General features: G+C 61.7%; 21 protein-coding genes. 10 read left to right on the forward strand and 11 right to left on the reverse strand.

Annotation, left to right across the window (positions count from 1 at the left end; all coding sequences use genetic code 11):
- Nucleotides 1-81 precede the first annotated feature (81 nt).
- The 6 genes from JN524_RS24270 (at nucleotide 82) to JN524_RS24295 (ending at nucleotide 6,411) form a co-directional block, all read left to right on the forward strand.
- Nucleotides 82-600, forward strand: a complete 519-nt coding sequence (locus tag JN524_RS24270) for an RNA polymerase sigma factor (protein WP_202371005.1) — start codon at nucleotides 82-84, stop codon at nucleotides 598-600.
- A complete protein-coding gene (locus JN524_RS24275; RefSeq protein ID WP_202370978.1) occupies nucleotides 597-1,568 on the forward strand; it encodes a FecR domain-containing protein in 972 nt (323 codons plus the stop codon). Before JN524_RS24270 ends, JN524_RS24275 begins: the two co-directional genes overlap by 4 nt.
- Before the next feature lie 269 nt (nucleotides 1,569-1,837).
- Nucleotides 1,838-4,264, forward strand: a complete 2,427-nt coding sequence (locus JN524_RS24280) for a TonB-dependent siderophore receptor (RefSeq protein WP_202370979.1) — start codon at nucleotides 1,838-1,840, stop codon at nucleotides 4,262-4,264.
- Between the two features lie 74 nt (nucleotides 4,265-4,338).
- A complete protein-coding gene (locus JN524_RS24285) occupies nucleotides 4,339-5,472 on the forward strand; it encodes a PepSY-associated TM helix domain-containing protein (protein WP_202370980.1) in 1,134 nt (377 codons plus the stop codon).
- Complete coding sequence (locus tag JN524_RS24290) at nucleotides 5,469-5,648, forward strand: hypothetical protein (RefSeq protein WP_202370981.1); 180 nt, start codon at nucleotides 5,469-5,471, stop codon at nucleotides 5,646-5,648. Before JN524_RS24285 ends, JN524_RS24290 begins: the two co-directional genes overlap by 4 nt.
- A gap of 133 nt (nucleotides 5,649-5,781) precedes the next feature.
- The gene (locus tag JN524_RS24295) at nucleotides 5,782-6,411 is read left to right on the forward strand and encodes a glutathione S-transferase (RefSeq protein WP_202370982.1); all 630 of its coding nucleotides are present in this window, start codon (nucleotides 5,782-5,784) and stop codon (nucleotides 6,409-6,411) included.
- Between the two features lie 199 nt (nucleotides 6,412-6,610).
- Here the strand turns inward: JN524_RS24295 and creD are convergent, their stop codons facing one another.
- Complete coding sequence (gene creD, locus JN524_RS24300) at nucleotides 6,611-7,981, reverse strand: cell envelope integrity protein CreD (RefSeq protein WP_202370983.1); 1,371 nt, start codon at nucleotides 7,979-7,981, stop codon at nucleotides 6,611-6,613.
- A 143-nt stretch (nucleotides 7,982-8,124) separates the two neighbouring features.
- On the opposite strand from creD, the gene JN524_RS24305 reads away from it, so the two are divergent.
- Nucleotides 8,125-9,135, forward strand: coding sequence for an acyltransferase family protein (locus JN524_RS24305; protein ID WP_202370984.1), 1,011 nt, complete (start codon nucleotides 8,125-8,127; stop codon nucleotides 9,133-9,135).
- 22 nt (nucleotides 9,136-9,157) lie between these two features.
- Here the strand turns inward: JN524_RS24305 and creC are convergent, their stop codons facing one another.
- The 3 genes from creC to rloA2 form a co-directional block, all read right to left on the reverse strand.
- Nucleotides 9,158-10,576, reverse strand: a complete 1,419-nt coding sequence (gene creC, locus JN524_RS24310) for a two-component system sensor histidine kinase CreC (RefSeq protein ID WP_202370985.1) — start codon at nucleotides 10,574-10,576, stop codon at nucleotides 9,158-9,160.
- Nucleotides 10,576-11,256, reverse strand: a complete 681-nt coding sequence (gene creB / locus JN524_RS24315; protein WP_202370986.1) for a two-component system response regulator CreB — start codon at nucleotides 11,254-11,256, stop codon at nucleotides 10,576-10,578. Before creB ends, creC begins: the two co-directional genes overlap by 1 nt.
- Before the next feature lie 68 nt (nucleotides 11,257-11,324).
- Complete coding sequence (rloA2, locus tag JN524_RS24320) at nucleotides 11,325-11,828, reverse strand: retropepsin-like aspartic peptidase RloA2 (RefSeq protein ID WP_041069928.1); 504 nt, start codon at nucleotides 11,826-11,828, stop codon at nucleotides 11,325-11,327.
- Between the two features lie 245 nt (nucleotides 11,829-12,073).
- On the opposite strand from rloA2, the gene JN524_RS24325 reads away from it, so the two are divergent.
- Entirely contained in the window at nucleotides 12,074-12,970 is an 897-nt protein-coding gene (locus JN524_RS24325) for an acyltransferase (RefSeq protein ID WP_202370987.1), read from the forward strand.
- A gap of 1 nt (nucleotide 12,971) precedes the next feature.
- Here the strand turns inward: JN524_RS24325 and JN524_RS24330 are convergent, their stop codons facing one another.
- Nucleotides 12,972-13,529, reverse strand: a complete 558-nt coding sequence (locus tag JN524_RS24330) for a DUF2780 domain-containing protein (protein WP_135296719.1) — start codon at nucleotides 13,527-13,529, stop codon at nucleotides 12,972-12,974.
- 148 nt (nucleotides 13,530-13,677) lie between these two features.
- Between JN524_RS24330 and JN524_RS24335 the strand changes: the two genes are divergently transcribed.
- Nucleotides 13,678-14,313: an RNA polymerase sigma factor gene (locus JN524_RS24335; RefSeq protein ID WP_202370988.1), complete on the forward strand. Its 636-nt coding sequence runs from the start codon at nucleotides 13,678-13,680 to the stop codon at nucleotides 14,311-14,313.
- Nucleotides 14,310-14,984, forward strand: coding sequence for an anti-sigma factor (locus JN524_RS24340; RefSeq protein WP_202370989.1), 675 nt, complete (start codon nucleotides 14,310-14,312; stop codon nucleotides 14,982-14,984). Before JN524_RS24335 ends, JN524_RS24340 begins: the two co-directional genes overlap by 4 nt.
- Nucleotides 14,985-15,101: 117 nt before the next feature.
- On the opposite strand, the gene fdhA is transcribed toward JN524_RS24340, so the two are convergent.
- The 6 genes from fdhA to JN524_RS24370 all read right to left on the reverse strand — a co-directional run bounded on the left by fdhA (nucleotide 15,102) and on the right by JN524_RS24370 (nucleotide 22,919).
- Entirely contained in the window at nucleotides 15,102-16,301 is a 1,200-nt protein-coding gene (gene fdhA, locus JN524_RS24345; RefSeq protein WP_047596484.1) for a formaldehyde dehydrogenase, glutathione-independent, read from the reverse strand.
- Nucleotides 16,302-16,453: 152 nt separating this feature from the next.
- Nucleotides 16,454-17,311: a formyltetrahydrofolate deformylase gene (gene purU / locus JN524_RS24350; protein ID WP_003228959.1), complete on the reverse strand. Its 858-nt coding sequence runs from the start codon at nucleotides 17,309-17,311 to the stop codon at nucleotides 16,454-16,456.
- 223 nt (nucleotides 17,312-17,534) lie between these two features.
- Nucleotides 17,535-18,167 carry a sarcosine oxidase subunit gamma gene (locus JN524_RS24355; protein ID WP_034155013.1) on the reverse strand — a complete coding sequence of 211 codons (633 nt, stop codon included), beginning with the start codon at nucleotides 18,165-18,167 and terminating at the stop codon, nucleotides 17,535-17,537.
- A 143-nt stretch (nucleotides 18,168-18,310) separates the two neighbouring features.
- Nucleotides 18,311-21,328: a sarcosine oxidase subunit alpha gene (locus tag JN524_RS24360; RefSeq protein ID WP_202370990.1), complete on the reverse strand. Its 3,018-nt coding sequence runs from the start codon at nucleotides 21,326-21,328 to the stop codon at nucleotides 18,311-18,313.
- A complete protein-coding gene (locus tag JN524_RS24365) occupies nucleotides 21,325-21,654 on the reverse strand; it encodes a sarcosine oxidase subunit delta (RefSeq protein WP_047596487.1) in 330 nt (109 codons plus the stop codon). Before JN524_RS24365 ends, JN524_RS24360 begins: the two co-directional genes overlap by 4 nt.
- A gap of 14 nt (nucleotides 21,655-21,668) precedes the next feature.
- Entirely contained in the window at nucleotides 21,669-22,919 is a 1,251-nt protein-coding gene (locus JN524_RS24370) for a sarcosine oxidase subunit beta (RefSeq protein ID WP_003206307.1), read from the reverse strand.
- Between the last annotated feature and the right edge of the window lie 12 nt (nucleotides 22,920-22,931).

Consider the following 22,931-nt stretch of genomic DNA (forward strand, 5'->3'; position numbering starts at 1 on the left):
TGGCCAATTGCTAACCATTCCCACCTCTGCGAGAATCGCGAACAATTCTCGTTGGTTAACATTTCCCAATCGGTGCGTCTGGTGTCGTCAGTCCCAAGCCCTCACAGTGAACTCGTCGGTGCGTTGTATCGCGACCATCGCGGTTGGCTGCTGAGCTGGTTGCGGCGCAACGTGGCGTGCCCGCAGCGGGCCGAAGACCTCAGTCAGGACACCTTCGTGCGTTTGCTCGGTCGCGATGAATTGCTGACGCCGCGCGAACCCCGGGCGTTTCTGGTGGCGATCGCCAAGGGCCTGTTGTTCGATTACTTCCGCCGCGCCGCGCTGGAGCAGGCCTACCTCACCGAATTGATGCTGATCCCCGAAGGCGAACAGCCTTCGGTGGAAGAACAGCAACTGATCCTCGAAGACCTCAAGGCCATCGATCGCCTGCTCGGCAAACTGTCGACCAAGGCCCGCGCCGCTTTCCTGTATAACCGCCTTGACGGCCTCGGCCATGGCGAAATCGCCGAGAAGCTCGGCGTCTCGGTACCCCGCGTGCGGCAATACCTCGCGCAAGGCATTCGCCAGTGCTACATCGCCCTCTACGGTGAGCCGACATGAATCCGGCGAGTTCCAAACCGGTCTCGGCTCAGGTGCTGGACGCGGCGATTGCCTGGCAGTTGTCGCTGGATTCCGGCAGTCCACTGGAGCGCGAGGAGTTCGCCAAGTGGCATGCGGCCCATGAAGAACACGCCCGCGCCTGGCGCCAGCTAGGCATGCTCGATCAGCGTTTCAACGTCGCCAACGGCCCGGCTCGCGCAGCCTTGCTGCAATCGCGCGAAGGCATTCGACGCCGTGTGCGCAAGCTCGGCAGCGGCTTGGCCAGCGTGGTGGCGGTGATCGGGCTGGCGCTGTTTGCCGGTGATCGCTACTTGCCGCTGGATTACTGGCTCGCCGATCAACGCACCGCCACCGGCGAGCAGCGCACGGTGCGCCTGGCCGATGGCACCGTGCTCAATCTCAACACCCACAGCGCGGTGGATGTGCGCTTCGATGCCAGGCAGCGGCTGATCGTATTGCAGGAAGGCGAGATCATGGTCGAGACCGGTCACGGTGATGCGCGGCCGTTCATCGTCGAGACCCGCGAAGGCAGCATGCGCGCGTTGGGCACGCGGTTTCTGGTCAAGCGTGAAGACCAAGGCACACGCTTGAGCGTGTTGCAGTCGGCGGTGGCGGCGCATCCGCAAAGCCATCCTGAAGAGCAGATCCTGCGTGAAGGCCAGCAAGTGCTGATCCGCAATGACGGCCTCGACACGGTCGCCGCGCTCACGCCCGGCGCCGATGCCTGGACCCGCGGCATGCTGGTGGTGGACAACGCACGGCTCGGCGATCTGGTGCACGAACTCGGTCGTTATCGCCGAGGGCATCTGGGCGTGACGCCGGAAGTCGCTGACCTGCGCATCACCGGCAGCTTCCCGCTGCACGACACCGACAAGGCCTTGAGCGCCCTGCTGCCGACCCTGCCGGTGCAGATCGAGCGGCATACACCGTTTTGGGTCACGGTGGCCAAAGCAGATACAAAGCCCTGATTTATCTGGTGCCCGAGCGGCCGCCATCGCTGGCAAGCCAGCTCCCACAGAGATCGATGGTGAATACCAATTCTGTGAGCTGCGCTGAACCTGTGGGAGCTGGCTTGCCAGCGATGGGGCCGCCCGCACCTGCACAAAACCAATGTTGCCACGCGAATCAGCAGCCCCACTTTCAGTTAATCGAAATTATTTTCATCCAGCCCTATCACTTTTCAATTCTCGTCCGGCACACAGGCAATTGAGAAATATTTCCATTCAGGAGCCTTCGCATGTCCCGTTCGCTAGACACCTTGTTGCGCCCCAGTCTGCTGGCCGTCGCCATTGCCCTCAGCGCGCCGCTGCTCAGCAGCCCGTTACTCGCTGCTGAACAGGCGTCCAGCGTGCGCGCCTACAATTTGCCGGCCGCTCCGCTGTCGACCACCCTGAACCAGATCGCCAGCCAGGGCGGCCTCGCGCTGTCATTGAATCCGTCGCTGGCCGCCGGCAAGACCTCGGCACCGGTCAGCGGCCAATACGATGCCGCCGGCGCGCTGCGTGCCGCCCTGCGTGGCACCGGTCTGCAACTGGAACAAAGCAGCGCTGGCACCTACACCCTGGTTGCCGTCCCAGAAGGAACACTAGCGCTGCCGGAAACCGCAGTGATCGGCGTGGAAAACTACGAAAGCGCCTGGGGTCCGGTCGAAGGCTACACCGCCACCCGCACTGCCGCCGGCACCAAGACCGACACTGCGCTGGTCGAAGCACCGCGCTCGATCTCGGTCGCGACCCGTCAGCAAATGGACGACCGCAGCGTGCACAGCCTTGATGACGCCGTGCGCTACATGCCGGGCATCACTGCCAGCAGCTACGGCAGCGACACCCGCGCCGACTGGCTGCGCGTGCGCGGTTTCGAGCCGACCCAGTTCCTCGATGGCCTGCCCCTGCCAAAAGGCGTATACGCCAACCCGAAACAGGAAACCTGGAACCTCGATCGTCTCGCCCTGCTGCGCGGCCCGGCCTCCTCCGTCTACGGCCAGACCCCGCCGGGCGGCCTGCTGGACATGGTCAGCCGGCGCCCGAGCAGCGACGCCAGCAGCGAAATCCAGTTGCAGTACGGCAGCGACAACCATCGCCAGATCAATTTCGCCAGCACCGGCAAGATCGACGATGCCGGGCAGTTTCTGTACGGCATCAGCGGTGTGGTGCGCGACAGCGACACGCAAATCGATCACATCGAAAACAAGCGCTACAACATCGCACCGAGCCTGACCTGGAACATCGACGACGACACCAAATTCACCTTGCTGAGCCAGTTCACCCGCGACGATACCGGCATTACCAGCCAGTTCCTGCCGGTGCAGGGCACCAAGATCGACATGCCGTTCGGTAGCGTTTCGCACCACAAAAACCTCGGCGACCCGGATTGGGAATACTACGACCGCACTTACTACGCGCTCGGCTATGCCTTCGAACACCGGCTGAACGATGTCTGGCAGTTCAAGCAGAACCTGCGTTACACCAAATCGGACCTGTCGTTCCAGGCCCTGACCGTCGGTTCCTACCCCTACACCATGGTGGACGATCAAGGTAACGTCGGGCGCACCAGCACCAGCGTTGACGAAGACATCAGCCAGTTCGCGGTGGACAACAACTTCCAGGCCGACTTCGCCACCGGTGACATTCGCCACACCGTGCTGTTGGGGCTGGATCACCAGCGCAGCAACACCAACTACCTGTCGATCTACGGTGACGGCCTGAAAACCAACGTGCTGAACCCGATCTACGGCCAGCCGATCGTTCGTCCGGATCGCTCGACGGCGTATTACGACTACGACCAGAAGACCTACCAGACCGGCCTCTATGTGCAGGATCAGATGGCCCTCGACCAATGGCGCCTGACGCTGGGCGGTCGTGAAGACTGGGTCCACACCGGCACCAGATTCTTCAACAAGGCCGACGCCACCAACACCCAGCGCGACAAGAATTTCAGCGGTAACGCAGCCCTCAGCTACGTGTTCGACTCAGGCTTCGTACCGTACATTTCCTACGCCGAATCCTTCCAGCCAACCACCGGCGCCGACGCCTCCTCCACCGGTTCGCTGAAGCCGACCGAAGGCAAGCAATGGGAAATGGGCGTGAAGTACCAGCCACCGGGCAGCAAGACCCTGCTGACCGCCGCCGTGTATGACCTGACACAGAAAAACGTCGCGGTCACCACCACCGTCGGCAACACCCCGATCACCAGCCAGACCGGCGAAGTGAAAGTCAAAGGCCTGGAACTGGAGGCGACCTCGGACGTCACCGATAACCTGAAAGTGATTGCCGCCTACACCCTGGCCAAGTCCGAAGTGCAGAAAGGCGACTACAAAGGCAACCGCCTGCAACTGATGCCAAACCAGCAAGCTTCGCTGTGGACTGATTACACCTGGCACAGCGGCGTGCTCGACGGCTTCGGTATCGGCGGTGGCGTGCGTTACACCGGCAACACCTATGGCGACCAGGGCAACACCTGGCTGGGCAAGGCCAATGCTTACACGGTGTTCGACGCCTCCGTGCATTACGACCTGGGCCGCCTGGACAACAGCCTCAAAGGTGCATCGGTCGCGGTCAACGCCACCAACCTGTTCGACAAGGATTACATCTCCACCTGCGACGGCTTCTATTGCTACTACGGCGACCAGCGCAGCGTCGTCGCCAGCGCCACCTACAAGTGGTAACCGCGTGAGCTGAAACAGGTCCTGTCACCAAGCCGTCCTTCATGGACGGCTTCGGTGTTTTTGAAGGTCATGAAATGAAAAGTAAAACAATTCGCCGCTGGTCGTTCATCCACACCTGGACCAGCCTGATCTGCACCGCGTTTTTGCTGTTGCTGGCATTGACCGGCCTGCCACTGATCTTCCATCACGAGATCGAGCATTTGCTTGGCGATGCCCCGCAAGTACGCGAGATGCCCGCCGACACGCCGCGCCTGAACCTGGCGCAACTGGTCGAGGCCGCAGAAAAGCATCGCCCCGGCGACGTGGTGCAATACTTCGGTTTCGAAGACGACGAACCCAACGCCGTACTGACGATCATGGCGAAAACCGCCGGCACCGAACCGAACTCGTCGCACACCTTCATGCTCGATGCGCGCACCGGTGAAGCGCTGGAAACCCCGTCGGCCAATGGCGGGCTGATGCTGTTCATCCTGCGCCTGCACGTGGACATGTTCGCCGGGTTGCCGGGCAAATTGCTGCTGGCGTTCATGGGCGTGCTGTTCGTGGTCGCGATCATCTCGGGTACGGTGCTCTACCTGCCGTTCATGCGCCGCTTGCAGTTCGGCACCGTGCGTCAGGACAAGTCCACCCGCCTGCGCTGGCTCGACCTGCACAACCTGATCGGCATCGTCACCCTGACCTGGGCCTTGGTGGTCGGCGTCACCGGAGTGATCAGCGCCTGCGCCGATCTGCTCATCGCCGCGTGGCGCAATGACACGCTGAGCACCATGGTCGCGCCCTACCGCGATGCCCCGCCGCTGACCCGACTGGCCCCCGCCACCCGCCTGCTCGACATCGCCAGTGACGTGGCGCCGGGGATGAATCCGGACTTCATCGCCTTCCCCGGTACGCGTTTTTCCAGCGAGCACCATTACGCGGTGTTCATGAAGGGCGGCACGCACCTGACCTCGCACCTGCTGACGCCGGTGCTGATCGACGCCAGCACCCTGCGGGTCACCGCTGTGGCCGAGCGCCCGTGGTACATGGACGCCATGGGCATGTCCCAGCCGCTGCACTTCGGCGACTACGGCGGCATGCCGATGAAGATCCTCTGGGCAACCCTCGACGTGCTGACCATCATTGTCCTCGGCAGCGGCGTGTATCTGTGGGTGATACGGCGTAAAGCGGTGAAACCGGTGAAACCGGTGACGGCGGAGGCTGCTGCATGAAGCCGCGTCAGTCGAGTTTCTGGAAAGTGTTCAGCACGCCGCTGGTTATTGCGCTGCTGAGTGCGGCGGGGCTGTTCGCGGCGTTGTTGGGGGATGGAATCTGGGATGCGTTGAGCTGGGTCGGGCTGGGTGTGCCGACGTTTCTGGCCATAAGAGGTTTATTGCCGCGAAGCTGAATACCTGTAGGACCTGCGGCACGCTGCGATCTTTTGATCTTTATGCTTTTTTAAAATGAAGATCAAAAGATCGCAGCGTTCCGCAGCTCCTACGGCTAACCTGCTGTTCTTCGATGACCACCGAGGTTTGCCAATGTCCGCCCCCAGCATGACCCTGTTCCACAACACGCTCTCCCCGTTCGTGCGCAAAGTGATGGTGCTGTTGCACGAGACGGGCCAGCAGGATCGCGTCGCCCTGCAAGACTGCGTCCTCACTCCGGTCAGCCCGGACGCTGCGCTCAACGCCGACAACCCGCTGGGCAAGATTCCCGCCCTGCATCTGGCCGACGGCAGCGTGATCCATGACAGCCGCGTGATCCTCGAATACCTCGACCAGCAGCACGTCGGCAATCCGCTGATCCCTCGCGAAGGTTCGGCCCGCTGGCGGCGCCTGACCCTGGCCTCGCTGGCCGACGGGATCATGGACGCCTCGGTGATGGTGCGTTACGAACTGGTATTGCGCGCCCCGGAAAAGCACTGGGACGAATGGCTCGATGCCCAGCGCGAGAAGATCCGCCGCGCCCTGGCCTATCTGGAAAGTGACGCCATCGCCGAGCTGACCAGCCACTTCGACGTGGCCGCAATCAGCGTCGCTTGCGCACTGGGCTACATCGATCTGCGTCATCCGGATCTGGACTGGCGCAGCGCCAATCCGCAACTGGCCAACTGGTATTTCGAGGTGAGCCAGCGACCGTCCATGGTCGCCACGATGCCCAAGCCTTAAGTCGGCCGCGCCTGTTCTGGCCTCATCGCTGGCAAGCCAGCTCCCACAATGGATTTTGGTATGGCAGAGACCTCTGTTTCAGCACAAACCCTGTGGGAGCTGGCTTGCCAGCGATGGCACCAACTCGCATCCACAGGCAGAAACCCGACAATCCGCGTCACCAATTCTTCCTTCCAGCGCTGATCCTCCCGCAACCCGCTCATTGCATCCCCCCCACATCAAATTCCAGCGGCCTGGCCGGTTTCTGCCCGATCCCGTACCAGTCGAGTTTGCGCGTCAGCACCATGAACACACCAAGCAAGCCGAACAACAGCAGCGAACCCATCAGCAACGCGTAATCCTCGGCGCTCAGCAGGCCATACAGCAGGCCATACAACGCCGCCAATCCCGCAGAAAAACTCAGGCCGTGGCGCACGCTGTGCAGCACGTGGCAAACATAAAACCCGATCAACAGCACACAGCCACTGGCCGACAGCAGATACGCCAGGGCAAAGCCGATGTGCTCCGACAACGACAACAGCAACAGGTAGAAAAACGCCAGCGCCACCCCGACCAATGCGTATTGCACCGGGTGCACCGCCAGACTCTTGAGCACCTCGAACAGGAAGAAACCGGCAAACGTCAGGACGATGAACAACAGCGCATATTTGATCGCCCGATCACTCTTCAGATATTGGTCCACCGGATCGATGAAACTCACACCAAAACTGCGCCCGTTGAACGCCTCGCAGTCATTGCCCATCACGCAACGGCTCATGGCTTCTTGCAGGTTGGTGGAGAAAAATGTGGTCTGCCAATCAGCGCTGAAACCCTGGTCGCTGATCTCGCGTTTGCCCGGCAGGAAGTTGCCGACAAAACTGGGGTGCGGCCAGTTGGCGGCAAGACTGACGTGACTGCTTTTGCCCACCGGCAACACCTGCAACGAACCGGTGCCTTGCAGGCGCAGGTCGAAACCGAAGGTCAGCTCCGTAGCGTTGCGGGTATCCAGCGCCGGCAGCGTGACCCGCACGCCTTCGCCGAGCCAGCCCACCTGGGTGCCGGGCACGAAGTCCAGACGTTGGCCATCGAGTTCCAGTTTCAGCGCGTTTTCAATGCCGCGAATATCGCTGATGCCCACCGCCAGAAACGGCGCGTCGAACTGGTAATCGGCAAAGTCTTCCTTGATCCCCAACTGCGCCGGCAACGAGAAATGCCCGTTGATGCGATTGTCGGCATGGAACAGTCGCGCTTCGTAAATACCGCGATTGCGCAGCTCGGTCTGCACCTGGCCGTCGAGCTCGAAGCGCTCCGGCAGAAAGTACAAGCGACCGCGCTCTTCGCCGAGCTCCTCATAGCGCTGACTGGTTTTCTCGTTGATCTTCCAGGTGCGCACCACTTTGCGATACGGCACTACCATCACCGGCCCGCTCAGTTGCTGGCTGTAGCTGGAGCTGCGGGCGATGTCTTCGAGCACGCCGTCGCGCAGTTGCTGGCGATCATCGATGATGCCGTCAATCATCAGCAGCGGTATCAGCAACAGCAGGATCAACAGGGCAATCACCCCGAGCTTTATTGTGAGACTTCTATTCATGAGAACGCTCCCTTGTTGGAATGGAGCGAGTCTGAAAGCGATGTATGGTTTTGTTGTGGAGGTTATGTGGGCTTTGTGTGGAAATACCTGTAAAACGCTTTTTCCTTTCAATCCTGGCAATGTTCAACTAAAGGGCCCGTACGTTGCGCAACAACTCATTCGACTTGATCAGGCACATTGCGGCACTCATGGTGCTGGTCAGCCATCACTTTGCGCTGTGGGGTCTGCCAGAGCCGGGCATCGCCGGCTTCAACTCGCTGGGCGGGATCGCCGTGACCGCGTTCTTTGCGATCTCCGGCCTGCTGATCACCCGCAGCTTCGTCAATTCCACAAGCTTTACCGACTACCTGACCAAGCGCGTTGCCCGCATATTTCCGGCACTGATCCTCTGCGCCTTCGCTATGACTTATATTGCCGGCGCACTCTTTGCCGAAGGCTATGTCACAGGCTCAAGTGCAGCGCTCGACTTCTTGCGCATCTCGGTTTTCGGTCGGGCCACCATCGAACAGATTACCGATGGATTTATCTTCAACGAGTCCTTCAATGGCAGCCTCTGGACGCTGAAGATCGAATTCGGCTTTTACTTGCTGCTGGCGGCGGCCCTCGGTCTTTATAGAAAAGCCCTGTTGCCATGGATCCTGCTGACGGGGTTTGCCGTGGCAACGTATGTCTTGAGTAGTGCAGTGTCCGGCGCCATGGCGCAAAAACTGGCGACCTACTGCGGTGCTGGTATCGCCTTCTTTGCCGGTTCCGTGATTGCCTTTCACAGACAGTACCTCAGCAATCCCCGTGTGCTGGCGATCGCTCTGGCGGTCGGGACCGGATTGATCTGCCTCAGTGTCGGCACCCCATTGGCCACAGTGCTGGCGACGCTGGGCTGTGCGCTGGTCACCCTGAGTCTGGGCCTGCTCTACGTCGACAAAAGTATCCGGGGCCGATTCGATATTTCTTACGGAATCTACCTGTATGCGTTCCCGGTCCAGCAACTGGTCATCAACAAGTCCCACCTGAGCTTTCTGCCGTCCATGTTTGTCTCGGCGCTGATCGTGATCGCGCTGGCAATCGCTTCATGGCGTCTGGTGGAGCAGCCAGCGTTGAACTTCGCCCATCGGAAAAAGCTTCAGCACACCGCAGCGGCCTCGTCCACACCCTGAGCTTGCGCCTGTCCGTCAGGTTTCAGGGCAGGCTCAGAACGGCTTGCACACCGCCCGACACGTTGCTGATCGACAGTTGGCCGCCATGCAACTTGGCCACCTCTGCCACGAAGTTCAGCCCCAACCCGGTGCTCTTGCGCCCACTGTCCGGACGCGGCAATGAGTAAAACCGTTCACTCAAGCGCGGCAAGGCGTACTCGGGAATCGGGGCGGCTTCGTTGAACAAGCGCAACTCGACCTGTTCCCCGACACGTTCGGCACTGAAACGCAGCAACCCGGCGACCGGGGTGAAATCCAGCGCATTCTCCAGCAGGTTGCCCAGCGCCTGACGCAGCAGAAACGGCTCGCCGATCAGCATCAGGTCCGGTGCAATCGCCTGCTCGATCCTGAGACGCCGGCCTTCGATCCGCGCAGCCTGCGCTTGCAACAGTTCATCGACAAGCGCCGCCAGCGGCACCGCCACCCGCTCTTCAAGCCCCTGACGCTGCTCCACTTGCGCCAGGTTCAGCAGCCGCTCGATCAGTTGCTGCATCCGCGCGCTTTCGCTGTCGATATTGCCGACAAAACGCAGGCGCTGAATCGCTGGCATCTCATCCTGCAGCAATTCCGCGGCACCGCGAATCGCCGCCAGCGGACTCTTCAATTCATGGGTCAGGGTGTGCACGTAGCGTTCGACGTAAGCCTTGCCCTCGAGCTGGGTGCGCATCTGCTCCACCGCTGTGGCCAGTTGTTCCAGTTCACCGCCACGGTAATGCGGCACTTCCACTCGCCGGCCTTCGCTCACCGCCTGCGCATACCCGGTCAAACGGTGCAGCGCGCGGCTCAGCCACCACGACAACAAAGCGCCGAACAGCAGACCGAGGCCGATCAGCCCGGCACCGTAAAACAGCAAACGCCGCTCAGTGCGATCGACATAAGGCTGCAATGAGCTGTTGGGTTTGGCCACGGTAACCACGCCGATGATCCGGCCGTTGTCGCGGATCGGCGCACCGACGTGCATCACCGAGGAGTTCGCATCATTCGGATCGCTGCGGCTCGAACGAGCGCCGTACTCACCACGCAAAGTCAGGTAGACGTCGTTCCAGCGCGAGTAATCCTGACCGACCGCCACGCCGCTGGAATCCAGCACCACGATGCCTTTGGCGTCGGTGACGTAAATGCGGTGGTTGACCTGATTTTTCGGCAAACCCCAAATGGTCGCCTGCGGCTGGCGTTCACCGTAGGCACGCAACAATTCGGGCCAGCGGTTTTCGCTGAGCGTGCCGGCCTTGAAATCATCACGCAAAATCTCCGCCATCAGGTTGGCGGTGTCAACCAGGGTTTCTTCGGTGGACTGGCGCACGCCGGGGCGGATTTCTTCCATCACCGTGTTGAGCACGAAGTAACCGGTCAGGCCGATAAACAGCACATACACCAGAAAAATCCGCAGCCCCAACGACATCAGCTGTGCCCCGGGCTGTAGCTGTAACCGAGGCCGCGATGGGTCTGGATCGGCTCGGCATCGGCCCGCACCAGGCGCAATTTGGCGCGCACGCTTTTGATGTGGCTGTCGATGCTGCGCTCGTAGCCGGCGTCGGCGGCAACCCCCAGCGCATCGAGCAATTGCTCGCGACTGAAGACTCGCTGCGGTTGTTCGAGCAGGCATTGCAACAGGCGGAATTCGTGGCGGGTCAGGCTCAATGGCTGGCCGCGGTAGGTGATCTGCACGCGCTCGGCATCGATGCGGAACAGCGTCGAGGACGCTTCGACCACAGGACGCGGCGCCATGCGCTTGAGAATCGCCCGTACCCGCGCCGCAACCTCACGCGGGCTGAACGGCTTGACCACGTAATCGTCGGCGCCGATCTCCAGCCCCACCACCCGATCGATCTCGGCGTCCCGGGCGCTGAGGAACAGCACCGGCACTTCACTGAAGCGCCGCAGCTGTTTGCAGGTTTCGAAACCGCTGATGTCCGGCAGGCCGATATCGAGAATGATCAAGTCAGCCGGGGTCTGCCGTTGAAACTCCAGCGCCGCCGCGCCGAGGCTCAGCCACGTGGTGGCGAACCCCTCGCCCTGCAGGGCAAAAATCAGCGTGTCGGCAATCGCCGCTTCGTCTTCGACAATCAGGATATGAGGCATGGCGTCCGAGCCCATGGGTTAAGTGCGCGAACGGTGCCCCAAGCCTGACGTTACGTCAATGAGACCACTTAGCAGTCCGGCTTGTCGGCGGTGAAACGCCGCGCCGGGTTCACTGCCGCGCCGAACTCGCGCAGGGCCTTGGCACCGATCAGCAGCGGGTAGTTGAAGTTGCTGCGGTCGGTCAGGTTGACCTCAACGGTGCGCTTGACGTTGCCCAGGCACAGTTCCAGATCGACCACCGGGCGTTTGGCGACTTCAGTGCTGTCGCCTTCGTCCTCTTCGTCCGAGCGGCTCTTGATCTTGCTGATCCGCGCGATCTTGTGCTCGTAGACCTTGTTGCTGGCGTCCTTGGTGCCGAGACGGAAGCGCACCCAGTTCTCGCCGTCGCGGGTGAAAGTCTCGATGTCCTTGGCCGACAGCGAGGCGGTCAGCGCGCCGGTGTCCATCTTGGCCTTGAGCACCTCACCGCCGATTTCCGGCAGCGCGATGTATTCATAACGCCCGTACAGGGTCGGTTCGGCTGCCATGACCGGCAGGGCGACGAGGGCAAACAGTGCAAGGAGGGATTTCACGTAGAGGGCTTCCTTGGGGAGTTGGGCAACGGGATTTTAGACCGTGGCCTTTGAATTCGTTCGGCTCAATCAGGATCAAAAGATCGCAGCCTTCGGCAGCTCCTACAGCGATCGGGTAGGAGCTGCCGAAGGCTGCGATCTTTTGATCTTAAGGGTTAAAAGGTGAAACATTCGTCACCATCGATTTGGCCTGTCACCCGAAGACACTTATCATGGCGCGCCCATCCGCCTTCATAGAGTTGCTTATGCGCCGCCTGCTCACCGGCTGTTTCGTCACCCTGCTGCTGTTGCTCAACACCCTGATCCTGATCGGGCCGTTGCTGGTCTTTGCCCTGCTCAAGCTGATCGCGCCCGGGCGCTGGCGCGATTACGCCTCGTGGGCGGTGATGTGGATTGCCGAGACCTGGGCCGAGATCGACAAACTGATCTTTCGCCTGTGCATTCCCACCCAATGGGACATCCGCGGCGGCGCAGACCTGCGCGGTGACACTTCGTATCTGGTCATCAGCAACCATCAGTCGTGGGTCGACATTCCGGCGCTGATCCAGACCCTCAACCGGCGCACGCCGTTCTTCAAGTTCTTCCTCAAGAAAGAACTGATCTGGGTGCCGTTCCTCGGTCTGGCGTGGTGGGCGCTGGATTACCCGTTCATGAAGCGCTACACCAAGGCGTTCCTCGCCAAGCACCCGGAACTGGCGGGCAAGGATCTGCAAATCACCAAACAGGCCTGCGAGCTGTTCAAACGCCAGCCGGTGACGGTGGTGAATTATCTGGAAGGCACCCGCTACACCGCAGCGAAAAGCGCGCAGCAGCAGTCACCGTTCAAGCATCTGCTCAAACCCAAGGCGGGAGGTGTGGCGTTTGTTCTTGCGGCGATGGGGGAACAGCTGGATGCGCTGCTCGACGTGACCGTGGTTTATCCACAGGAGAAGATTCCGGGGTTCTGGGACCTGATCAGCGGCAGCGTGCCGCGGGTGATTGTCGACATCCAGACCCGCGAACTCGACCCGGCACTGTCGCAGGGCGATTACGAGAACGATCCGCAGTTTCGCCAGCAGGTCCAGAACTGGGTCAACCAGCTCTGGACCGAGAAGGATCAGCGCATCAGCGAACTGCGCGGCGAGCGCTACGAGCGCGGCTGAATCAGCTACCGGTGCCGGCGCCCCAGATGCTGCCCAGGCTCTGCAGCAGCGGGCCGCCGACGCCTTGGTCACCCAGGTACTTGAGCAACACCGGGGCAAACTGGCCGACCATGCCGCTGTCCATGCCCAACGCACCGAAGGCATTGTTCAGGTCGTTGGTGTCCTTGACGTTGCCCAGCGCGTTTTCCAGCCCGGCCGACTTGCCCGACGAACCCAGCAAACCACTCAACGCCGCCAGGTTGCCGCTGCCGCCCGACAGTTTGTCGATGCCCGGCACTTCTTTGGCCAACTGCGAATAATCGGTGCTGCTCAACTGATTCTTGGCCAGGCCGAGCATGGCGCTGGTGCCACCGACGGCTTGCTGAGGCGTAACACCGAGACCGGTAACGGCTTGCAGCAAACCGGCGGTTTCCGAGGTCGGCGCGGCGGCGGTCGCAGCGTTGCCACCCTGCATGCTTGCAGCCGCTTTTGTCACATCGTCCAGACTGAAGCCGGCAAACACCGGGCTCGCTGCAAGGGTCATCAGTGAAGCCAAGGCAATACCGCGTGAAATCTTCATTCAGACATCCTCTTGCGCTGTGGTAACCGCCCGTCTATGAGCGGCAAAACTGCCGATTTGACCGGGTTTCAACCGGCATGTTCCTCGCCGGCGCATCCATTTTCAGCATAGCCACGTATATAAAACGTGAAACCGCGGATAACCCGAGATGAATGGCACAAGCGCTGTCGCTGAACTAGCCTGTGAACAGCCCGAGCAGCGCCCTCGTCGCCCGCCCATTGCCTGGAGAGCCGTCATTTCCATCGCCGACCCCGATCAGTTGCGCCAGCTGTTGGCCCAGTGCTCACTGGGCGATCGTGCTGCGTTCGAAACCCTCTATCGCAGCGTCGGCCCGCGCCTGCACGGCGTGGCCTTGCGCTTCATGGGCCGGGCGGATCTGGCCGAGGAAGTGCTGCAGGAAAGCTTCGTGCGCATCTGGAACAACGCCTCACGCTATGAAGCCCATTTGTCGGCACCGTTGACCTGGATGATCAACATCACCCGCCATCAGGCCATTGACCAGTTGCGCAAACAACGCGAACGGCCGCTGACCGATTTCGAACAGGACACACTGCCGGACGAAGGCCCTTCGGCTCACGACCTGTTGAACAGCAGCCGCGAAGCCAGCGCATTGCACCGTTGCCTGGACACCCTCGACGGCATGCAGCGCCAGTCGATCAGCGTCGCTTACTTTCAGGGCCTGTCCTGCGCGGAACTGGCCGAACACCTGGCCGCGCCGCTGGGTTCGGTGAAATCGTGGATTCGCCGTGGCATGGAACGTCTGCGCAGGTGCCTTGAATCATGAACTACCAGACCCCCGCCCTGCGCCGCGCCCTCGCTGCCGATTACGCCATTGGCCTGATGTCGGCGGCGGCGCGTCGGCGCTTTGAACAATTGCTGCTGGACGATGCAGCACTGCGCACAGAACTCGCTCACTGGCAGGAAAGCCTTGCCAGCCTGACCGACGCAGTACCAGAGCAATCGGTGCCGGATCGGGTGTGGCGAGGCATCACCGCACGCATAGAGCCGCAAGTGCTGCACGTCCCGGAAAAACGTCCGCTCTGGAACTGGCTGCGAGTCACCGCCGCACTCTGCTCGATCGTGGTGCTGGTATTCCTCGGCTCCCTGTACAACCGCGACGACGCCCGCTACCGCGCCACCCTGCTGAGTGCCGACGCGCAACCGGCGCTGAAGGTCGAAGCGCATGCAGACTATCTGCAAGTCGAACCGCTGACATTGGCGGCAGTCGGGCCAGATCGCAGCCTGGAACTGTGGGCGATACCGGCAGACGGCAAGCCGATTTCGCTGGGGGTGATTCCTGCAGGCGGCAAAGGCAAGGTCGAGTTGAGCGCGGCGCAGAAAGTCTTGATCGGCCAGCAGATTGCGCTGGCGGTGAGTCTGGAGCCGAAAGGTGGTTCGCCGACCGGGCAGCCGACGGGTCCGGTGCTGTACCAAGGCGCTTTGGCAGCCCTCTGATTGCAAAAATCAAAAGATCGCAGCCTTCGGCAGCTCCCACATCGATCCCTGTAGGAGCTGCCGAAGGCTGCGATCTTTTGATCTAAAAAAAGGCGACCCGTGGGTCGCCCTCTTTACTTACGCCGCACTGAACAACCGATGCGGATCGATCACAAACTTCTTCGGCACACCCGCATCGAACTCGCCGTAGCCTTCCGGCGCCTGGTCGAGGCTGATGACCTGCACGCCGACCACTTCGGCGATGTTGATGCGGTCCCACATGATCGCCTGCATCAGTTGGCGGTTGTACTTCATCACCGGGGTCTGGCCGGTGTGGAAGCTGTGGGATTTGGCCCAGCCCAGACCGAAGCGGATGCTCAGGCTGCCCATTTTCGCGGCGGCGTCCACGGCACCCGGATCCTCGGTCACGTACAGGCCCGGAATACCGATTTTGCCGGCGACGCGCACCACGCCCATCAACGAGTTGAGCACGGTGGCCGGGGCTTCGGCTTTCACCCCGTCATGCCCGTGGCCGCGCGCTTCGAAGCCCACGCAATCCACCGCGCAATCGACTTCCGGCTCGCCCAGCAGCTCGGCGATCTGCTCGTGCAGCGGCGTGTCCTTGGACAGGTCGACCACTTCAAAACCCTGAGCCTTGGCGTGCGCCAGGCGGATGGTGTTGACGTCGCCGATGATCACCACCGCCGCCCCCAGCAGACGCGCCGAGGCCGCAGCGGCCAGACCGACCGGGCCGGCGCCCGCGATGTAAACGGTGCTGCCCGGGCCAACGCCCGCCGTGACTGCACCGTGATAACCGGTCGGGAGGATATCGGAGAGGCAGGTCAGGTCGCGGATTTTCTCCATGGCCTTGTCGCGATCCGGCAGTTTCAGCAGGTTGAAGTCAGCGTACGGCACCAGCACGTATTCGGCCTGGCCGCCGGTCCAGTCGCCCATGTCGACGTAACCGTAAGCACCGCCGGCACGGGCCGGGTTGACGGTCAGGCAGACGCCGGTGTGTTGCTCCTTGCAGGAACGGCAGCGCCCGCAAGCCACGTTGAACGGTACGGAGACCAGATCGCCGATCTTCAGATTCTCGACGTCGGAACCCTTTTCGATCACTTCGCCGGTAATTTCGTGGCCCAGCACCAGACCGGTCTGCGCCGTGGTACGGCCGCGCACCATGTGCTGGTCGGAGCCACAAATGTTGGTGGACACCACACGCAGAATCACCCCGTGCTCGATCTTCCTGCCACGCGGGTCCTGCATTTTCGGATAGTCGATTTTCTGTACTTCGACCTTGCCAGCGCCGAGATACACCACACCACGATTGCCAGACATGCTTTCACCTCGCTGTTGTTTTTATGGAACCGCGTTGCCCAGGCAGGCAGCGCGTTAAGTGCTCGGTAAATCAAAAGATCGCAGCCTTCGGCAGCTCCTGCATAAGTCGCATCCCCTGTAGGAGCTGCCGAAGGCTGCGATCTTTTAGCGATCTAAAGAACGACAGTTCTATTGGCGTTCAAAAACACCCTTCTTTCGATGTGATAACCAACCGCCCGGGCCAAAGTCAGGCCCTCGATATCCCGCCCCTTGGCAATCAGATCCTCCGGGTAATGACTGTGATCCACCGCCTCGACACCCTGGGCAATGATCGGCCCTTCATCGAGGTCGTTGTTGATGTAATGCGCCGTGGCGCCGACCAGCTTCACGCCTTTGTTGTAGGCTTGGTGATACGGCTTGGCGCCCTTGAACCCCGGCAGCAGCGAGTGATGAATGTTGATCGCCTTGCCATCGAGCTTGCGGCACAGCTCCGGTGACAGCACCTGCATGTAGCGGGCGAGGATCACCAGTTCGGCGCCGGACTCTTCGATCACCTGCCACACCTGACGCTCCTGCGCCGGTTTGTCGTTGGGGTCGAGGGGGAAATGGTAGTAGGGAATCTGGTGCCAGTCGGCCAGCGGCTTGAGGTCCGGATGGTTGGAGACCACCGCCGCCACGTCCATCGACAACTGGCCGATGCGCTGGCGGTAAAGCAAATCGTTGAGGCAGTGATCGGCCTTGGAGACCATGATCACCACTTTCGGCCGGTAGTTCGGCGCAGTCAGCTCGAAGACCATGCCAAACGCCTGACCACGCTCGGCGAGGCCGGCGCGGAAGGACTGCTCGTCGAAGCCGTCGGGCTGACGGAATTCCACGCGAATGAAGAAACGACCCGAGAGCCGGTCATCGAACGAATGGTGCTCGGTGACGTAGCAACCCTGCTCGAACAGAAAACGCGTCACCGCGTCCACCGTGCCGAGCACGCTGGGGCAGTCGGCGGTCAGAATCCATGTGTCTGGGGCGCGGCTCATGGTGCGGTGACTCCTGTTCTTTTGTGCGCGGTGTCTGGGGGATTTTTGCCCCTCACCCTAGCCCTCTCCCGGAGGTAGAGGGGACTGACCGAGGTGTTCTTTCGAGCTACGCCGACCTGAAATATCGCGGCGAACTCAGGCTCGAAAACTACACAAATCTGCTCCCTTTCCCCCTCTCCCCCTTGGGGGAGAGGGCTGGGGTGAGGGGGTGGCTCTTGATCTTTCAGGCCTGAACGCTCAGGCCGTATTCGGCCGACGCATCCTGCAACCACAACCACCAGTAATCCGAGAAGCTGCGGCGGATCAGCAGTTCCCAGGTATCTTCGGCGGTGTGGCGGATCATCAGCTGCGACTTGGCGAACACCGTGCCCACCGCTTTGCCGACCGGGAAGTTGTTCGGGTGCACGTCGTAGCTGGTGGATTTCATCAGCACCTGACGCACGTTCGGCCCGCTCAGTTCGAGCACCTGCTGGCCGCCGCTGACGTTGACGATCGCGATGTGCAGGTCGCCCAGCGCCTCGCGCAGTTTCTGCTCGGCGGCAAATTCTTCACCGCTTGGCACGATCAGCAGCCACTCGTCCGGGCCCATCCATTGCAGGCTGGTTTCGCCTTTGACGATGACACTCAGAGCGCCAGGCAATTCGATGCCGAGGGCCTTGTGCACGCCGGCGGCGAAAGCTGCATCGTGGCCATCGCCACGAATGGTCAGGTGACCGAGGAGTTTCTTTTCACGCACGATGACGCCGGCGTTCTTGCGACCCTTGCCGACCAGGCTGGCGAGGTCGGCATGGTGCAGCGACGACTCGGCACGGGCCCCGGTGGTCGGGCGTTGTTGGTAAACGTTGGCTGTGGTCATAAAGCACCTTCCTGAATTCTGTTGGTTCCTGCGGGGGCTGATCTGCCGCTTTCGCGAGCAGGCTCGCTCCCACAGGGGAACGCGGTCGAATGTGGGAGCGAGCCTGCTCGCGAATAGCCGCCCGCCCACAGTTCTTGAGGCCGTCAGATGTTCTGCCGATCCCCCTTCGGATCGAAGAACACCGAAGACACAATCTCCGCCTCGATCACGCTGCCATCGGCCAGCGGCGCGAACACCCGCTCGCCCATACGCTTGAGACCGCCCTTGACCACGCCCATGGCAAACGAATAGCCGAGGGAGTTGTGCGCGTAGCTGGAGGTCACGTGGCCGACCATGGTCATCGGGATCGCCTGCTTGGTGTTGAACACCAGTTGCGCACCTTCCGGCAGCCAGACGTTCGGGTCGATCGGCTTCAGGCCCACCAGTTGTTTACGCTGATCCTTCACGCAGTCTTCACGGTTCATGCCGCGCTGGCCGATCCACGAGAACGGTTTGGTACGACCGACGCACCAGCCCATGTTCAGGTCGTCCGGAGTCATCGAGCCGTCGGTGTCCTGACCGACGATGATGAAACCTTTCTCGGCGCGCAGCACGTGCATGGTTTCAGTGCCGTACGGCGTCAGGTTGTACTGCTTGCCGGCCTCGACGATTTTCTCCAGCACGCCCATCGCGTAGTCGGCCTGCACGTTGACTTCGTACGACAGCTCACCGGTGAACGAGATGCGGAACACCCGCGCCGGCACACCGCCGACCAGACCTTCTTTCCAGGTCATGAACGGGAAGGCTTCGTTGCTCAGATCAATGTCGGTCACGGCGCTGAGCAGCTTGCGGCTGTTCGGTCCGGACAGGGTCATCGTCGCCCAGTGGTCGGTGACCGAGGTGAAGTAGACCTTCATCTCTGGCCATTCGGTCTGGTGGTACAGCTCCAGCCATTGCAGCACGCGAGCCGCGCCGCCCGTGGTGGTGGTCATGACGAAATGGTTGTCGGCCAGACACGCCGTCACCCCGTCGTCGAAAACCATGCCGTCTTCTTTGCACATCAGGCCGTAACGCGCCTTGCCCACATCGAGCTTGGTCCAGGCGTTGGTGTACACGCGGTTGAGGAACTCGCGGGCATCCGGGCCTTGAATGTCGATCTTGCCCAGGGTCGAGGCGTCGAGCAGGCCGACGCTGTCGCGCACGGCTTTGCATTCGCGCTTCACCGCCGCATGCATGTCTTCACCGTTTTTCGGGAAGTACCATGGACGTTTCCACTGGCCGACGTCTTCAAACTCGGCGCCGTTTTTCAGGTGCCATTGATGCAGAGCGGTGTAGCGCACCGGTTCGAAAATGTGCCCACAGTGACGGCCCGCTACCGCGCCGAACGTTACCGGCGTGTAGTTGGGGCGGAACATCGTGGTGCCCATCTGCGGGATGGTCACGTTCAGCGAACGGGCGGCGATGGCCAGGCCGTTGACGTTGCCGAGCTTGCCCTGATCGGTGCCGAAACCCAGCGCGGTGTAGCGTTTGACGTGTTCGACCGACTCGAAACCTTCGCGGGTCGCCAGTTCGATGGCGGCGGCGGTGACGTCGTTCTGCAGGTCGACGAATTGTTTCGGCGCACGCGAGGTGCCCTTCTCGTGCGGCACCTGGAACAGCGCCAGGGTCGCTTCTTCGAGACGGCTCAGCGCTTTTGGCAGCGTGCCTTCGACCACCGCGAAACCGGCTTCACTGGCAGCGCGTGCGCCACCTTCGAAACCATCGGCCAGCGAATCTCCGAGGCCGTAAACGCCGTTGATGCCGCCGACGCACACACGCTTCTGCGGTGCTTCGCCCGGTACGAAACCGAGGATGTCTTCACGCCAGATCGGCTTGCCACCGAGGTGCGAAGCCAGGTGCACGACAGGGCTGTAACCGCCGGAACTGGCGATCACGTCGCAGTCGAGCCATTCGCCCGGGCTGGTCACGGTGTGCGCTTTGACGTCAATCGCGGCGATGCGGGCAGCGGTGACGCGCTTGCTGCCACGGGCCTCGATCACGGCGCTGCCGGTGAGGATGCGAATGCCTTTGGCGCGGGCTTCTTCCACCAGCGCACCACGCGGATTGCTCCGTGCATCGGCGATGGCCACCACTTGCAGGCTGGCATCGAGCCAATCCAGCGCAACGCGATAGGCGTGATCGTTGTTGGTGGTCAGCACCAGCTTCTTGCCCGGTGCCACACCGTAACGGCGCACGTAAGTCGAGACCGCACCGGCGAGCATGTTGCCCGGCACGTCGTTGTTGCCGTAGACCAGCGGACGCTCGTGGGCGCCGGTCGCCAGCACTACACGCTTGGCGCGGACACGGTGGATGCGCTGACGCACCTGACCAATTGGCGCACGGTCACCGAGGTGATCGGTGAGGCGTTCGTGAATGGTCAGGAAGTTGTGGTCGTGGTAGCCGTTGACCGTGGCGCGCGGCAACAGCAGCACGTCCGGGGTGCTCTTCAATTCAGCGATGACGCTGGCCACCCACTCGATCGCCGGTTTGCCATCGAGGCTTTCGCGCGAATCAAGCAGACTGCCGCCGAACTCCTCCTGCTCATCGGCGAGGATCACCCGCGCACCGCTGCGTGCAGCCGCCAGGGCCGCGGCGAGCCCGGCAGGGCCGGCGCCGACGATCAGCACGTCGCAGTGCTGGTTCATGTAGTCGTAGGTGTCCGGATCGACTTCGGTCGGCGAACGGCCAAGCCCTGCAGCCTTGCGAATGTACTTCTCGTAGGTCATCCAGAACGATTGCGGGTACATGAAGGTTTTGTAGTAGAAACCCGGCGGCATCAGCTTGCCGCCGACCTTGCCGAGAATCCCCATCATGTCGTTGTTGACGCTCGGCCAGCCGTTGGTGCTGGTGGCGACCAGGCCTTGATACAGCGCCTGTTGCGTGGCGCGCACGTTGGGGATTTGCGTGGCTTCGGTGGCACCGATCTGCAGCACGGCGTTCGGCTCTTCGGCACCGGCGGCGAAGATCCCCCGTGGACGCGAATACTTGAAGCTGCGGCCGATGATGTCGACGCCGTTGGCGATCAGTGCCGAGGCCAGCGAGTCGCCCTCGAAGCCTTTGTAGCTCTGACCGTTGAAGGTGAAGCTCAGCACTTTGTTGCGGTCGATCCGTCCACCGTTGGACAGGCGATTGGTCTGGCTCATACCTTCTCTCCCAGCGCCGTCGTGGCTGTTTTCGCCGAATCAGCCTTGTCGGTGAATTGCGGCTTGGTGCCGATCTTGTAGGTTTCGAGAATCTCGTAGGTCACGGTGTCGCGGGTGACGTTGAAGTACTGGCGGCAACCGGCGACGTGATCCCACAGTTCGTGGTGCAGACCACGCGGGTTGTCGCGGAAGAACATGTAGTCGCCCCACTCTTCATCGGTGCAGGCGTTCGGATCCAGCGGACGCGGAATGTGCGCCTGACCGGATGCATGGAATTCCTCTTCGGAGCGCAGTTCGCCGCAGTGAGGACAGAAGATATGCAACATGGGGATTTCTCCTGTTAGTGGGCAACCGCAGCAGCGCCGTGTTCATCGATCAACGCACCGTTGTGGAAACGGTCGATGGAGAAAGGTGCGGCCAACGGGTGCATTTCACCCTTGGCCAGACTCGCGGCAAACACGTTGCCCGAGCCAGGAGTGGCCTTGAAGCCACCGGTGCCCCAACCGCAGTTGAAGAACATGTTCGGTACCGGGGTTTTCGAAATGATCGGGCAAGCGTCCGGCGTGGTGTCGACGATGCCGCCCCACTGGCGGTTCATGCGCACCCGCGACAGCACCGGGAACATCTCGACGATCGCCTGGATGGTGTGCTCGATCACCGGGTACGAACCGCGCTGGCCGTAACCGTTGTAACCGTCGATACCGGCGCCGATCACCAGGTCGCCCTTGTCGGACTGGCTGATGTAACCGTGCACGGCGTTGGACATGATCACGCTGTCGATAATCGGTTTGATCGGCTCGGACACCAGCGCTTGCAGCGGGTGGGATTCAATCGGCAGACGGAAACCGGCGAGCTTGGCCATGTGCCCGGAGTTACCGGCGGTGACCACACCGACACGCTTGGCACCGATGAAACCCTTGTTGGTTTCAACGCCGATGCACACGCCGTTTTCCTTGCGGAAACCGATCACTTCGGTCTGCTGGATCAGATCCACGCCCAAGGCGTCGGCGGCACGGGCAAAGCCCCAGGCCACGGCGTCGTGACGAGCGACGCCGCCGCGACGCTGAACAGTCGCGCCCATCACCGGGTAGCGGGTGTTTTTCGAGCAGTCGAGGTATGGAATCTCGTCGGCCACTTGCTTGGCATTGAGCAGTTCGCCATCGACGCCGTTGAGGCGGTTGGCGCTGACCCGACGCTCGGAATCACGGATGTCCTGCAGGGTGTGGCACAGGTTGTAGACACCGCGCTGGGAGAACATCACGTTGTAGTTCAGGTCCTGCGACAGGCCTTCCCACAGTTTCATCGCGTGTTCGTACAGGTGCGCCGACTCGTCCCACAGGTAGTTCGAGCGAACGATGGTGGTGTTGCGCGCGGTGTTACCGCCGCCCAGCCAGCCCTTCTCGACCACGGCCACGTTGGTGATACCGTGCTCTTTCGCCAGGTAGTAGGCGGTCGCCAGACCGTGCCCGCCGCCGCCGACGATGACCACGTCGTAGACCTTCTTCGGCGTCGGCGTGCGCCACATGCGCTGCCAGTTCTCGTGGTGGCTGAGGGAGTGTTTGAAGAGGCCGAAGCCCGAATAGCGTTGCATAGTCATTTACTC

This window comes from Pseudomonas sp. MWU318 (assembly GCF_016756945.1).
Taxonomy (GTDB): domain Bacteria; phylum Pseudomonadota; class Gammaproteobacteria; order Pseudomonadales; family Pseudomonadaceae; genus Aquipseudomonas; species Aquipseudomonas putida_A.